Genomic DNA, 14,460 nt, shown 5'->3' with positions numbered 1-14,460 from the left:
GGCATTTGTACAAATAGCCGCAAAATATCTATTTTTGCGGCTTAATTTATTGAATTAAGATATGCTAAAGAATATGGGCGAAAAAACGGCCATCACTTTCGGAAGTGATCAAATTAGTTATGGCCGTTTGATAGGGAACATTGAACAATTTGCAGATAAATACAACATCAGCAAGGGAGCCAGGGTTGCTATTTTCATGGAAAACAGGCCCGAATGGGTTTATGCATTCTATTCTGTCTGGGAAAACGGAGGCATTGCGGTACCTATTGACTACCTGGCCACCCCCGATGAAGTTGCCTTTATTCTAAACGATTGCCGCCCCGAAGTCATTTTCACTTCTACAGGCAGTCTGCCGGTAATCAAGGAAGCTGTTGTTAAAGCCGACATTGAAAATGAAATCATCCTTGCCGATGAAGTCACTCTTCAACCTGATAAGTCATCAGATAATGATGTAGAAATTGTCGATAAAACCCAAACGGCAGTTATCATTTATACTTCAGGAACCACCGGAAGTCCCAAAGGGGTTATGTTATCCTTCGATAATCTGATGGCCAATATCAATGGCGTAGCCCATGATATCAAGATTTTCACTCCCGGTAGCAGAACTCTTATGCTGCTTCCGTTGCATCATATTTTCCCTTTGATGGGAACCATGATTATTCCACTTTATGCCGGAGGGAGCGTTTCTATTAGTCCTTCCATGGCATCCGAAGACATCATAAAAACACTTCAGGACAATAAGATTACCATTCTCATTGGAGTGCCCAGATTATATGCAGCTATCCGTAAAGGCATAAAGGATAAAATCAACGCCAGTGCGGTTGCCAAACTTCTGTTTTCAATTGCAGGAAAGTTAAACAGTCCTTCCTTTTCTAAAACAATTTTCAAGGCAGCTCACCAAAAAATGGGCGGTCACTTGAAATATCTCGTCTCGGGAGGAGCCGCGCTCGATCCGGAGGTTGCCCGCGACTATCAGATACTTGGATTTGAAGTACTGGAAGGATACGGAATGACCGAATCGGCCCCAATGATAACCTTTACCCGTCCCGGACGCGTTCTCATAGGCTCTCCGGGCGAAGCACTTCCGGGAACAATCATTGAGAGCATTGACGGCGAGATTACGATCAAGGGCCGGCAAATTATGCAGGGCTATTACAACAGGCCGGAAGAGACCGGCAAAGTATTAAGGGACGGACGGCTCTATACCGGAGACATTGGATATGTGGACCAGGAAGGTTATTTGTTTATTACAGGCCGGAAAAAGGAGATCATTGTTCTTTCTAACGGAAAAAATGTCAATCCTGCCGAACTGGAAACCAAACTGGAAGATTCTCCATTGGTTCGTGAATGTGGTGTGTTTTTCAAGGACGACATGCTGCAGGCAGTTATTGTTCCTGAAAAAAGTGCAATTGTACAGACAGAAGAACAAAATATTGAAGACATCATCCGCTGGAAGGTGATTGATAATTTCAATCATCAGGTCTCTTCCTACAAAAAGATTATGCGGTTTTACCTCACGGATCAGGATCTCCCCAGAACAAGACTTTCCAAGCTTCAGCGATTTAAGCTGGAAGCGTTCGCATCCGAAGAAGAAAAGAATCAGGATCCCAGGGAATTACCGGATTTTGAAGAGTACAAAATGATTACCGACTATCTATCAAAAGAAAAAGGCAGAGATGTTTTACCACACTACCATTTGGAAATGGATCTGGGATTAGACTCCCTTGACAAAGTCGGATTTGAAACTTATCTCAATCAAACATTCGGTGTTAAGATTGACCCGGTGGAAATGTTGCGTTTCAACAATGTGCTCTTGCTGGCAGAACATGTAAGAGAGGTAAAAACAAAAGTGGATGAACAAAAAATCAACTGGAGAGCCATACTTCGTGAAAAGGTCCCCCTACAACTCCCAAAAACATGGGCCACGGGAAGCATTATGGTTCGTTTGTCAAGATTCTTCTTCCATTCCTATTTCCGCTTTAACGCGCGTGGAATGAAAAATATTCCGGAGGGACCCTGTATCATTGCGCCCAATCATCAGAGTTTTTTCGACGGACTGTTTGTAGCATCATATCTTCGCACAAGACAGATAAAGAAGACCTATTTCTATGCCAAAGAAAAGCATGTAAGAACTCCGTGGTTGAAGTTCCTGGCAAACAGGAACAATATAATCATCATGGATCTCAACAACGATTTAAAAGCGTCCATTCAAAAAATGGCTGAAGTGCTGAAGCGGAACAAGAATCTGATTATTTTCCCTGAAGGAACACGGACCAAAAACGGACAGCTTGGGCAGTTCAAAAAAACCTTTGCCATTTTGAGCAGGGAACTTAACATTCCCGTTGTTCCGGTTTCTATCCGGGGAGCTTATGAAGCTTTGCCAAAGGGTAGTTTCTTCCCAAAACCATTCAAAAAAGTAGATATTGAATTCCTGAAGCCGGTATATCCCGGTGAAGACACCTACGATTCACTGGCCATAAGAGTTAAGGAGCAGATTCAGTACAATTTAAAATCATCCTGAGGGGGGGGAATAGTGAATAGTGAATAGTCAGTAGTTAGTAGTCTGTAGTGGATAAGGTGATGGATGGAACTTATAGAAAATAAAATTGCTCCTGGTGTCCGGTTAAAAAATTAAGATTGCTTCACTACGTTTGCAATGAACGGGACTTTGAAGGAAATCAACCCCTACCACCCCTGCTAAACCCGTTAAGACAGAGTCATTGCGACCGCGAAGAACGAAGCGAAAAACAATCTTCTTTCAAAGTAATAGTTCTTTTTCGGACAAAACCTTTGCGATAATTAGACTCTGTCCATAAACTAAGCAAAATTTGTTTTTTGCTCTGTTTCTGGTCAGAAAGTGCCAATTGCTAGGCTTGCGACCGCGTGCCGCCTAAAGCTTTAGCGCCGTGCCGTCGGCAAGCCTTTGGCGACCGATGGGTGGCGCAAGCCGCCAAAAACGGAGTTTACTAATCGTAAATGAGTATTTTGGCGGCAAGCGTAACGACGCAAGTGGTACTTTATGATCAGAAACTAATTAGGTATTTCAAAAAGGAAAGAATTCCTTTGGCAGGAAGCTATAATATCCTTAACTTTTGAGTGGTCTGGAACTTCAAAAATTCAAGAAAATGACAAAAGCAGCCATATTCATTGCACCGGGATTTGAAGAAATCGAAGCTCTCACTCCTGCTGATGTACTCCACAGAGCCGGAGCAGAAGTGGAATTGATTTCAATTACGGAAGACAAGAGCGTAACGGGCGCCCATGACCTAACCATCGTTTGCGATCGTGTATTCGAAGGCAAACCCATTGAAGCAAAGGACATCATCATCCTGCCGGGCGGAATGCCGGGGGCCCGTAACCTTCAGCATCATGCACGGTTGACTGATTTAATCAAAAAATATTACGAAGAGAAAAAATGGATTGCTGCCATCTGTGCAGCTCCTATGATTCTTGGAGAAATGGGATTGCTTGAAGGACGAAAAGCCACCTGCTTCCCGGGATTTGAGCACCATCTGAAAAAGGCGCACCACTACCCTGCACCGGCCATCACCGACGGTCACATTATTACCGGTCGGGGAATAGGAGCCGCAATGGAATTTTCCATTGAAATAATTGCCAATCTCTTTGGTCCGGAAAAAGCTTCTGAGTTAAGGGATAAAATGGTAGTCCCCCACCTTGGTGGTGATTAATAATATTCGGACAGTCCTTCCTCTATTATCTCAAAATGAGCAATCCGGAAAAGTTGGTCTGAACCATACCACTCTTGCGGACTGGCAGTTGCATGAGCTATTCGTTCCAAAAAATTGCGTAAAGAGGGGGGAATCTCCATATCATTTACTACAAATGCCGTTTCGATCAATATTTTTCGCGTTTCCTGCAGCTTCACCTCTTCGAAATCAGGAATTTCACCGGGCATTTCAGAGATTCTTACGTCGCGATACCCCAGTTCAACCGGTAAGGATCCGGGAATTCGGGATAAATGCTCCAGCTTGAAGTGAAATCGGCCTGATTCATTGTCGAATTTGATGCCCTTATCTACAGAATGAAATTCCTGTTCAAGCACAGCCAACGCCCGGGGATATTTTTTTAAATCAACCGATAAATTACGAATGTGTCCGTTTTCAGTAATATCTTCCCAATCCAAAACCGTTTGGGGAGCAAGTTTGTGTCTGAGCCCCGATTTTTGAAAACGATTTTTATAAACGTAAGAACAATAATTTACGGGCAGCTCCCCCGATTCCTCTCTCAGTTTTTTAAGAACTTTCAAAGCAGCTAATTCACTCTCCGGTAAGGTTGCCCTTGGTCCATGAGCAACTTTATATCCCCGCGACATCAGCTTATCCATATTGTATGGAGTAAGCCTAAGCTGATGTAAATTCAAATAAGATAAACCCTGATCATAAAGTTCTTTAACACTATTAGTGATAAGGTCAACCTCATCAGGAACTGCAGGAATCTCCACTGTAACATTTGGAATGATGCCCAGTGCTTGTTTTACAAACCGCAAATCGTAATGGGTGGCTCCAATGTCGAATCGTAGCTCATTAATCCCCTCATCAGCAAGTGCTTTCAGTTTTCCCTCATCCACCAGAGTGCCATTGGTATATCCCCATATGTATAGTTGATCTCCAAATTCCTTCCTTAGAACCTTCAAAAAGCGAAGCATTTTATCATAAGTCAGAAAAGGCTCCCCTCCACTAAAACTAACACCCTTAAATCCAAACTGTCGCAGATAATCAACATATTGATATGGATCGTCAAAAGTCAGCGTCTGAGTAACAGGGACTCCCAAATCATTTTGAGGAGCCGGGCAATAAAAACATTTACAATTACACTTCCCGTTAATAAACAAACAACTCCACTGTCCTTCAGCACATAATTTACATCCGGGAGAAAGTCGGGAAATATCAGTTTTGGATCCTTTATAGCCAAAAATCATTTGATCTTTCAAGTCATTAAGAAGAACATCACGCTCCATCTCAAGCTCCACAGCATCCAGGTAATTAATCCAGTTGATATCATCGTAAGAAATTCCATATTCCAAACGATTCCGCTCAACCATACGGTTGCGATAACGCAACAGTCCTTCCATTAGCGTATAAGAATTTAAAAAGCCTGCGAATATAGATCTTTTTTTCTTTAGCGTTATTAACGGGTTTCGTTTTTCGTGAACCCTTGCACAACTTTTTTGTTTAAAAAAGCACAATGCATTATAAACAACAAAAAATGTCAAACTCCCCCATAATCTATTGGTTCAGAAATGACCTGAGAATTCACGACAACCCTGCCCTGACTATGGCATTATCTGAAGGAAATCCTGTAATTCCGATATTCATTGCGGACAACATCTGGTTTGAAACATCACATCCGGAGTTGAATTTTCCAAGAACCGGATTATTTAGAAAGCAATTTCTTGCTGAATCACTTGCTGATCTCGATAAAACACTGAAAAAATTTGATCGTACACTTTATATCTTTAAAGGAGATACAGCTAAAATTCTCAAAAAACTTGTAGCGCACACAAAAAGTTCAAAAATTGTTGCACAGCGCGAAATCGCAGACGAAGAGGCAACGATTGAGCAAAGAGTAAGCCGTGACATGCACCTGGAATTACATTGGGGAAGTATGCTTTATCAGCCCGACCAGATTGATTTCCCTGTGGAAAAATCTCCTTTTTATTACACAAGATTTAAGAACAAAGTCCTCAGCCAGGCCTTTACTCCCTCTCCCATGCATTCTCCCGCGAAAAAAGAGCTTCAATTACTATCAAAGATATCCCTGCCTCCGGATTTAACAAAGCTTAATCCGGATGAATGGTTAATATCGAAAAAAGGCACATTTTTTCATGGCGGAGAGACCAATGCGCTTCAAAGAATGGAGGAATATTTCAACTCGGGAGGAGCAGCCCACTATTCAGAGACACGAAATCAGTTTGAAGGAACCAACTTCAGCAGCTTTCTTGCGCCATGGCTGGCCAATGGTTCTTTATCGCCCCGAATATTTTATCAACATTTGCAAAAAGCAAAAAAAGGGCATTCTGAGAACGCAGAAAGCTTCAATACCCTGACAGAACAACTTATCTGGCGGGATAATTTCAGATTTCTCTTTTTACGTTACGGAAATAAATTCTTTTCCACCAACGGACTGAGAAAACCACCTCACAGGATGTACAACGATTATGAAGCCTTTGAGATGTGGAAAACCGGAAAAACAGGTCAACCCATTATCGATGCACTGATGCATGAACTCAATGAAACCGGGTTTATGAGCAACCGGGGCCGAATGTTGGTTAGCTTCTACCTGGCCAAGGAACTGCGAGTCAACTGGCAGTGGGGAGCCGCTTGGTTCGAATCCATGCTCATCGATTATGATGTTTACAGCAATTACGGAAACTGGGCTTATCAAAGTGGAAGGGGAACGGACAGCAGGGTTAACAGGAAATTTAATCTGGAAACACAAACCAAAAAGTTTGATCCACGGGGCTCCTTCATTCAAAAATGGAAATAATCCGGAGTTAATGACATTCTTTTTATATTTGCAAACATTGGTGTCCGGTTGATAGGCAACAGTGATTTGCAAACGTCAAAATAAAAAAATATCTCAATGAGTGGGCAAAAAAATATCATGCAGGAGTGTTTTGTTTGTAAAAAAGATTTGTCACAGAGTCAAAACAAATCTTTCAATACACGTACCAACCTCCCCGTATGTGAAGAATGCAAAGGAACAGAGGAAGAGAAAAAGGCAGAAAAGGAAGCCCTTGATTCACTGGCAGAAGGTTTTATTTGTGGTTGTATATAGTGCTTGCCCGAAAAGTCCAATTTCTGCGTTACGCCCTTTCTGAAAACAGTTATTTACCAAAGCAAACGCCTTGATTTTCAAAAAGACCAAGTCTTGACCTTGAACTTTTCGAATCAAACACTCAGAAAAACCATAGTTTTCTTGCTGGCACTATATAATCTGATTTATGCCCAAATATATCAGGACAGCATGCCAATCAAAAGCCCCTTTAATCACCGGGCAAAACCATTCCGTCGCCTTCAATTTCTTTTTCCAGAAATTCGGGCTGTCCGTAATAATAAATCCTGCCATTGCCCACAATTCTGGTATTTAGCCGTCGGATAACGTTACAAAGAATTAAACCACTACCCAGCAATTCAACTTCAGCATCTGTCATCATCAGTTCCCGTAAGTCTATTTTGCCGGAACCTTCAAGCAATAAATCACCGGAGTCACACAATCCGTAAAATAAAATATTCCCGCTTCCCTGCTGGTGCAAATTTAACTCATTAAAAACTCCGGTTATCTCAATGTTTGTACTTCCATCGGAAAACAACTCAAAGTTGTTACACCTCAGTGTATCGAGCGTGCGCATTTTAGAAACCCCAAAAACAGAAGCACTAAAACGATCCAGCACCAAAGAATCCGTTTTAAGAATTCCCCCTACAGAGACTTCTGCTGTGAGCAAATCTCCAGGATAATAAACCGTTATCAACAATCCCTCTCTGGCCTGAATGGAGAAATTATCGCGCGTACCAATCAAAAGCTGATTGTCAACAACTTCTGTTGTTACATAAGGAATCAAATTGGAATCGGTTTCAACAAGTATTTTATGACGTTCTCCGCTGCGCAGAATCATCTCAAAATCGGAACTTTGAAGGAGCACCTCATTAAAGGGAGAAAGATTTCTTGCTTCGTTTTTCATATTACCATCGCCCACTACATCAATGGTCAACAACTCATCACAAGAAGAATAAAAAATCAGGAGGATGATAAGTCCAATATTGGAAATAACTTGTTTTATCATGGTAACTTCAAATATAACCATTCATTTTATACATAAAAACCCCCGCCCACTCTCTGAAAAGAATCCCCCATAATTCCATTATTCCGGCCGATGGGATCACATAATCTTTCCATTGTAACGGTCGCGTACCTCCAAGAGGATCAGCCGTGAAAGCCTCTACCTGAAACCCCTGCTTCTCAAAACAAGCCCGGGCACGTGGCATATGGAAAGACGAAGTTACCAGAATTATTCTTTTGGATAGCTGCTTCTCTTCAAATAATTTCGCTGAATTCAAGGCATTTTCGTAGGTATTCCTGGATTGGGATTCCGTTAAAATATTTCCGGAAAGCATGCCTGTCTTTTTCAGATATGCTTTCCACATATCGGCTTCAGGCGTTTGTTCATCAAAGAGCGTCCCTAACCCCCCGGAAATAAGCAACGTATCAGCAATTCCGGTCTTAAGCAGATAGAAAGCCTGCCAAAAACGATCAGAACTCTGATTAAACCGTGGCAAACCATTATACTGATTCTCACTCAGCATTCCTCCCAACACCACAACATTCCTGTTGTTTCCTGACAAATGCGATAGAGCAACAGGTTCTGATTCCCATAACCGCACTACTCCCTGAAAAACAGCTCCGTTGGAAAACAACAATAAAATACCAAAGGCCATAATGTGAATAACTCTCCGATTCTCTTTTTTAAAAAAAAGCCCGGCCAACAAAAGAAGTAACACCCAGACGAACGGCGAAAAAAGAACGTTAAGTATTTTGGAAAGAATGAAGAACATGAACACGCTAATTTTAATCAAAAATACAAAAAACAATGAGTGAGAGGGGTATGAAATGTGAAATTCCGTCTAACTGGTGTTTGTCCATAAAGTACCATTTACTGCGTTATGCTTGCCGCCAAAATACTCATTTACCCAAGTAAACTCCGTTTTTGGCGGCTTCGCAAGCCCCCGAAAAAAAATCGGGGCAGGCTTTGCAACTGGCACTTTCTTGACAAACACATGACCAGAAACAAATGTTGCTTAGTCTATGGACGGGCACTAACTTACGTACCCCCGATTAAAACTTACAAAAACTCAACTTTGCCGCCAAAACTTTTGCATATTTGTATAAACAAAAACATCGATCATGGATTTTAAGCCTCTAATGCAAACAAGACATTCCGTTCGAAGTTTCAGGAATGAACTGCTTTCGGAAGAACTGCTCAATGAAGTACTGGAAGCAGGGCGGCTTGCACCAACAGCGGTCAACAAGCAGCCTTTCGTTTTTATTGTGGTCAATGATCCCGAAAAACTTAAAGAGATTCATGAAGCCTATCCACGTGAATGGTTCAGAAAAGCCCCCCAGGTCATTGTCATCTGTGGAGATCATGACGCAGCATGGAAGCGGGGAATCGACGGGAAAGACCATACCGATATCGATGTGGCCATTGCCACTGATCACGTCACGCTGAGGGCAGCAGAACTAGGCCTTGGCACCTGTTGGGTATGCAACTTTGAGCCATCAAAAGTGACAAAAGCACTCAGCCTCCCCGAACACATCGAACCGACAGTCTTGCTGCCGATCGGAAGGCCCGAAGAGGCTGAGATACCTCCAAAAAAGCGAAAACCGCTAACTGATCTGGTCAGATTTAACGGATATTAATACCGACACCGGCTGTCAACACCGAATAGTCGGCAACAGTATAATCAGCATGCAAGGCCAGGAATCCGAGACGTATCCTGAGACCTGCATTAAAATCAATCCCCGAAGTTTTGTATCCCAGTGTGAAGGGATCGGTAAAAGTATCCTGAAGCGATTCCACTGTATATTGACCATTTACAGAAAAATCACTATTGGCAGAGCCATACCCCACACCTGTATAAAGAGCTATCACGGGAAAATTAGCCCCTACCAGGAGACGAGAGGTAAAAGCACCGGAAGAAATATCCAACATACCATCAGTAACCTCTATAGTTGGAGGATTACCAGGTATTTCGGTAGCACTATTAAAACTGGTATAACCGGCCAGCAATGATAATTGCAGAAAGGGGACCCGGTTCACAAAAGGAATGTAGTCTTTTAAACTGTGCTTCACCCCAAACCCGAGAACACTTACTTCACCGGCATCACCAAATTTCATTTTGGGAACCACACGAGCCATCACCTCTGTATTAAATGGCAGTCCAACAGCAGCCTGAAGCATGGGTAACGGCAACTTGTCGTTTCCGGAACCGTTGGGCATTCTAAATGCTGCATATTCTCCTCCCTCGGTATTTGGCTGTAATTCTGGCCTTAATGACTCTTCCATATCACCTGCAACAGTAGGTGCAACACTATTTCCAACAGCTGAAAAATTTTGTAATCCCAGCGCATTCACATCAAATGATTGGGCAGAAGAGGGAGCTACAGAGTTCATCACACTAAATGTGATATCAAAACCACCCAATTTATGCACTTTGGCAGTGTTGTACCATCCGGCATTCAGTGAAGTACCCAGCATTTCGCCATAAGGCTTTAAATATGCTTTGGAAAGAGTACGCGCGTCATCAACGCCCCCCTGAAAGAAATCACGCAAAGGTTCCTGCGCCACAGATGACAGGCTCAAAGAGCCGGCCACCACCAACATAAAAGTTCTCTTCAACATTTTCATAAACATAGATTTTCAAAATTACTTCATATCTGCCAACATTTCCTTTAGTCGGCCCTTTTATGAGTTGCTTCTACGATAATTTCAGGCTTCGGTTTCACGAATACCTGCCTTTCCTTCTTTACTTATCAAAACGACAACCCGTCTAAATTGTTTTTTAAACTGTTACAAAATTTATTTTTAGATTGATAATCTGCTTAAAAAATGACCAACCCCAATCAAACAAGATTTTCGTCATAAATTAGAAACCGCCTAATTATTAAAATTGCGGATTGATAACATGATATCCCACGATTAAGGATTATTACAGAAAATACGCACCATGAAAAGATCAAACATTATTATCTTCGCAGTGTTTACCAGTATTGCGTTTATGAGTATTGCATGTAAAAATAAATCTGATATGACGGATTACAATCCACTATTACAATCATTTAATACACCACATCAAACAGCGCCTTTTGATCAGTTGACGGAAGAGCATTTCATGCCTGCTTTTGAAAAAGCATTAAAGGATGGCAGCGCTGACATTCAGGAAATTATTAATAACCCTGGTGAACCTACCCTTGAAAACACCATTGAAAAGATGGAAAAAGCGGCTGAACTTTTGGGACGCATCAGCAGCATCTTCTTCAATCTCAATTCAGCCGAGACCAACGACAAAATACAAAGCATTGCCCGGGAAGTTTCCCCGATGCTTTCTGATTTCTCCAACGACATCTGGCTCAACGAAAAACTTTTTGAGCGTGTAAAAAAAGTGTATGACACCCATAGTTCTTCATCATCACTGACAGAAGAACAAAAGAAACTTCTGGAAAACACCTTTAAGGGATTTGCCCGCAGAGGTGCCATGCTAAGTGGAAAAGACAAGGAACGTTACCGTGAAATTTCCTCGGAATTATCACGACTCTCCCTCCAGTTTGGAGAAAATGTTCTGGCCGAGACCAATGGTTTTCAGCTTCATATTACTGATGAAAAAGATTTGTCGGGTCTTCCGGATGATGCCATTGAAGCTGCAGGGCACAGGGCAAAAAAGGAGAATAAGGAAGGCTGGGTCTTCACACTTCATATTCCCAGTTATCTTCCATTCATGAAATATGCTGACAACCGTGAACTTCGTGAGAAAATATTCAGAGCTTACACATCCCGTGGAAACAAAAGCAATGAGAACGACAACAACGAAATTATCAAAAAAACGGTAGCATTGAGAATGGAAAGGGCAGCTTTGCTTGGACATAAGAATCATGCCGATTATGTATTAACCGAAAGAATGGCTAAAAATCCGGACAAAGTAGAAAACTTCCTGAATGAATTACTGGAGGCATCTCTTCCTTTTGCCCGGAAAGAGGTAAAAGAAGTTGAAGAATTTGCCAAAAAAGAAGGTTTTGATGATCAACTTCAGCGATGGGATTTTGCATACTACTCTGAAAAACTCAAAACTGCCAGGTTTAATGTGAGTGATGAAATGACCAAGCCATATTTCCAACTGAAAAAAGTCAAACAAGGTATTTTTGACCTCACAAATAAACTCTACGGACTCACCTACAGAGAAAATAAGGAAATTCCTGTTTATCACGAAGAGGTGCAGGCCTATGAAGTCTTTGATGAAGATGGCACATTCCTTTCTGTGCTTTACCTTGATTTTTTTCCCCGCGATGGGAAACAGGGCGGTGCATGGATGACCTCTTACCGTGAACAGTATAAGGAAAACGGAGAAGATGTACGTCCGCACATATCAGTGGTGACGAACTTTACACGCCCCACTTCAACGAAACCATCGTTGTTAACTTACAACGAGGTGACCACATTTCTCCATGAGTTTGGACATGCACTGCATGGAATGTTGAGTGATGTCACCTACGAGAGCATGGCTGGAACATCAGTTTACCGTGATTTTGTGGAACTGCCCTCCCAGATTATGGAAAACTGGGCACAACAAAAAGAGTGGCTTCAGGATGTGGCCAAACACTATGAAACGGGAGAACCAATTCCCGGAGATCTGGTGGATAAAATCATTGCTGCCGGTAATTTCCAGAGTGGCTATGCAACTGTTCGTCAGTTAAGTTTCGGAATGAACGATATGGCCTGGCATACAATTGAAGAGCCTGTCGGGAAAGAAGTAGCCCAATTCGAAAAAGAAGCCATGCAACCCACCGAATTGTTCCCTGAAGTGGAAGGCAGTTGTATGAGCACCGCTTTCGGACATATTTTCGATGGTGGTTATGCCGCAGGATATTACGGATACAAATGGGCTGAAGTACTGGATGCCGATGCCTTTGATTTGTTCCTGCAAAATGGTATATTTGATAAAGCCACAGCTGACAAATTCAGAGAAACAATTCTCTCTAAAGGAGGGACCAAAGATCCGATGGAACTATATATTTCGTTCAGAGGTCATGAACCATCAATCGAACCATTACTGGAACGAAACGGACTAAAACAATGAACAATGAACAATGAACAATTACCAATGAGCAAAAATTGATAACTGATAATTGATCATTGATAATTGATAACTGGTAATTGATAACTGATAACTGATAATTAAATAAGATGACTACCATCCACATCAAAAATATGGTTTGTCCACGCTGTATTATGGCAGTAAGGGATCTACTCACCGAAATGGGACTTACACCCGTTTCTTTAGAACTTGGTGTGGCTGTGATTGAAGAAGATCTTTCAGAAGAAACAATCTCCGCACTCACTGAAAAATTAGAGTCCATTGGCTTTGAGAGAATTGAAGATCGAAATAAACAAATGGTGGATAAGGTGAAAACAATGGTTATTCAGAAAATCCACCACGACAAGCTACATCAGGGATTTAATTGGTCACGGTGGTTTTCAGACAAGGTCCATCACGATTACAAGTTCCTGAGTCACCTATTCTCAGCTCTGGAAGGAATTACCATCGAACAATTCATCATACGCCAGAAAATTGAAAAGGTGAAAGAACTCATTGCCTACAACCAGATGAATTTCTCTGAAATAGCCTATGCTATGGGGTACAGCAGTCCAGCACACATGTCGAATCAGTTCCGAAAAATCACCGGCATGGCTCCCGGCGACTTCAAAAAGCTCAGAAAACCAACCAGAAAGGGAATCGACAACCTGTAAATGGGGAATTTAAGCCGATCAATCGCTTGTTCTAAAGAAATATTCCCCTTTTTACTCTTTGTTACTATTCCTGAAATCATTTTAGAGCATCATATTTTTCCTTTTACCTCCAAATCACTAGCAGTGCATTCGCTAACCCACCCTATTTAGTGCCTGTCCATAAAGTACCACTTGCTGCGTTATACCCGCCGCCAAAATACTCATTTACGCAAGTAAACTGCGCTTTTGGCGGCTTCGAAAGCCTTGCAATTGGCACTTTCTGATCAGACACATGACTAAAAGCAGACTTTACTTAGTTTATGGACAGGCACTATTTAATACAAAAAACAGGTTAGGTACAAACAGACTAAAAGCCTGATAGCAACAACCCCTGGGCAGCCCCCTGGGTTTAAAGTTATCCTCAATCCTCCCTCTCTTTATTAGACGCAATGCTACCAATAAAGAGATGGGGAATTGATTTATTACAATTTCACTGGGGCAATGCCCCTGGCTTCCGCTTCAAGACCTTCGGCCTTTAAAAAACACAACAACATCACTTTATCAAAACAACATTATGGATTCCTTCAAAAGAAAAAGCATCGCTTTTAGGAGGATTGGTTAATTCATAACTTTTAGTAATCGGATGTTTAAATACCAATAAATTCAGGGAACCGAAGAGGAAATTAATTCGACATAGTTAACTATTTTCAAGCGGACATCAATTCCTCCAAACTTAATTCCTTTCCCCCAGCTCCTTTCGTTGACATAGTTTAACTTTTGCAGATTAAAAACCATTTTCCAATGCGCTTTGCGTGGATAAAAAAACTGCAAACGTTCCCGCAAACGTTTGCGGGAACGTTTGCAGTTTTCTAGCCTAGATTTTTGATTATCAATTACTTTTATTTGTTAAAAAGTTTCTATTTTTGTTTTTAAATCCAAGT

Annotated in this window: 11 protein-coding genes; 7 read left to right on the top strand and 4 right to left on the bottom strand. The window is 41.7% G+C overall.

The window, feature by feature from the left end:
* Window positions 1-61 precede the first annotated feature (61 nt).
* Window positions 62-2,521 carry an AMP-binding protein gene (locus W7W_RS0100190; RefSeq protein WP_234408894.1) on the top strand — a complete coding sequence of 820 codons (2,460 nt, stop codon included), beginning with the start codon at window positions 62-64 and terminating at the stop codon, window positions 2,519-2,521.
* A 604-nt stretch (window positions 2,522-3,125) separates the two neighbouring features.
* Window positions 3,126-3,689, top strand: a complete 564-nt coding sequence (locus tag W7W_RS0100180; protein ID WP_010661863.1) for a DJ-1 family glyoxalase III — start codon at window positions 3,126-3,128, stop codon at window positions 3,687-3,689.
* Here W7W_RS0100180 and W7W_RS0100175 read toward each other — a convergent pair.
* Complete coding sequence (locus W7W_RS0100175) at window positions 3,686-5,092, bottom strand: radical SAM protein (RefSeq protein ID WP_010661862.1); 1,407 nt, start codon at window positions 5,090-5,092, stop codon at window positions 3,686-3,688. The two genes, W7W_RS0100180 and W7W_RS0100175, sit on opposite strands and share 4 nt — an antisense overlap.
* Window positions 5,093-5,226: 134 nt before the next feature.
* Between W7W_RS0100175 and W7W_RS0100170 the strand changes: the two genes are divergently transcribed.
* Complete coding sequence (locus W7W_RS0100170) at window positions 5,227-6,507, top strand: DASH family cryptochrome (protein ID WP_029510175.1); 1,281 nt, start codon at window positions 5,227-5,229, stop codon at window positions 6,505-6,507.
* Window positions 6,508-6,603: 96 nt separating this feature from the next.
* Complete coding sequence (locus tag W7W_RS0100165) at window positions 6,604-6,798, top strand: hypothetical protein (protein ID WP_010661860.1); 195 nt, start codon at window positions 6,604-6,606, stop codon at window positions 6,796-6,798.
* Window positions 6,799-7,006: 208 nt separating this feature from the next.
* Here W7W_RS0100165 and W7W_RS0100160 read toward each other — a convergent pair whose 3' ends face one another.
* A complete protein-coding gene (locus W7W_RS0100160; protein WP_010661859.1) occupies window positions 7,007-7,825 on the bottom strand; it encodes a GIN domain-containing protein in 819 nt (272 codons plus the stop codon).
* The gene (locus tag W7W_RS0100155; protein WP_010661858.1) at window positions 7,812-8,573 is read right to left on the bottom strand and encodes a YdcF family protein; all 762 of its coding nucleotides are present in this window, start codon (window positions 8,571-8,573) and stop codon (window positions 7,812-7,814) included. Before W7W_RS0100155 ends, W7W_RS0100160 begins: the two co-directional genes overlap by 14 nt.
* A 349-nt stretch (window positions 8,574-8,922) precedes the next feature.
* Between W7W_RS0100155 and W7W_RS0100150 the strand changes: the two genes are divergently transcribed.
* On the top strand, window positions 8,923-9,438 hold the full coding sequence (locus W7W_RS0100150) for a nitroreductase family protein (protein ID WP_010661857.1): 516 nt from the start codon (window positions 8,923-8,925) through the stop codon (window positions 9,436-9,438).
* Here the strand turns inward: W7W_RS0100150 and W7W_RS0100145 are convergent.
* Window positions 9,425-10,426: a DUF6588 family protein gene (locus W7W_RS0100145; RefSeq protein WP_025007105.1), complete on the bottom strand. Its 1,002-nt coding sequence runs from the start codon at window positions 10,424-10,426 to the stop codon at window positions 9,425-9,427. The genes W7W_RS0100150 and W7W_RS0100145 overlap by 14 nt on opposite strands.
* Window positions 10,427-10,745: 319 nt before the next feature.
* Here W7W_RS0100145 and W7W_RS0100140 point away from each other — a divergent pair, with 319 nt between their 5' ends.
* Both W7W_RS0100140 and W7W_RS0100135 read left to right on the top strand, forming a co-directional pair.
* Complete coding sequence (locus W7W_RS0100140; protein WP_010661855.1) at window positions 10,746-12,869, top strand: M3 family metallopeptidase; 2,124 nt, start codon at window positions 10,746-10,748, stop codon at window positions 12,867-12,869.
* A gap of 131 nt (window positions 12,870-13,000) precedes the next feature.
* Window positions 13,001-13,540, top strand: coding sequence for a helix-turn-helix domain-containing protein (locus tag W7W_RS0100135; RefSeq protein ID WP_238532122.1), 540 nt, complete (start codon window positions 13,001-13,003; stop codon window positions 13,538-13,540).
* Window positions 13,541-14,460: the final 920 nt, after the last annotated feature.

Source organism: Marinilabilia salmonicolor JCM 21150, from assembly GCF_000259075.1.
GTDB lineage: Bacteria > Bacteroidota > Bacteroidia > Bacteroidales > Marinilabiliaceae > Marinilabilia > Marinilabilia salmonicolor.
The sequence above is the reverse complement of the archived record's forward strand: the minus strand, read 5'-3'. Positions and strand labels throughout refer to the sequence as shown.

Coding starts and splice junctions, on each gene's coding strand:
- W7W_RS0100190 (WP_234408894.1), top strand. CDS start 62: ATGCTAAAGAATATGGGCGAAAAAACGGCCATCACTTTCGGAAGTGAT.
- W7W_RS0100180 (WP_010661863.1), top strand. CDS start 3,126: ATGACAAAAGCAGCCATATTCATTGCACCGGGATTTGAAGAAATCGAA.
- W7W_RS0100175 (WP_010661862.1), bottom strand. CDS start 5,092: ATGGAAGGACTGTTGCGTTATCGCAACCGTATGGTTGAGCGGAATCGT.
- W7W_RS0100170 (WP_029510175.1), top strand. CDS start 5,227: ATGTCAAACTCCCCCATAATCTATTGGTTCAGAAATGACCTGAGAATT.
- W7W_RS0100165 (WP_010661860.1), top strand. CDS start 6,604: ATGAGTGGGCAAAAAAATATCATGCAGGAGTGTTTTGTTTGTAAAAAA.
- W7W_RS0100160 (WP_010661859.1), bottom strand. CDS start 7,825: ATGGTTATATTTGAAGTTACCATGATAAAACAAGTTATTTCCAATATT.
- W7W_RS0100155 (WP_010661858.1), bottom strand. CDS start 8,573: ATGTTCTTCATTCTTTCCAAAATACTTAACGTTCTTTTTTCGCCGTTC.
- W7W_RS0100150 (WP_010661857.1), top strand. CDS start 8,923: ATGGATTTTAAGCCTCTAATGCAAACAAGACATTCCGTTCGAAGTTTC.
- W7W_RS0100145 (WP_025007105.1), bottom strand. CDS start 10,426: ATGAAAATGTTGAAGAGAACTTTTATGTTGGTGGTGGCCGGCTCTTTG.
- W7W_RS0100140 (WP_010661855.1), top strand. CDS start 10,746: ATGAAAAGATCAAACATTATTATCTTCGCAGTGTTTACCAGTATTGCG.
- W7W_RS0100135 (WP_238532122.1), top strand. CDS start 13,001: ATGGTTTGTCCACGCTGTATTATGGCAGTAAGGGATCTACTCACCGAA.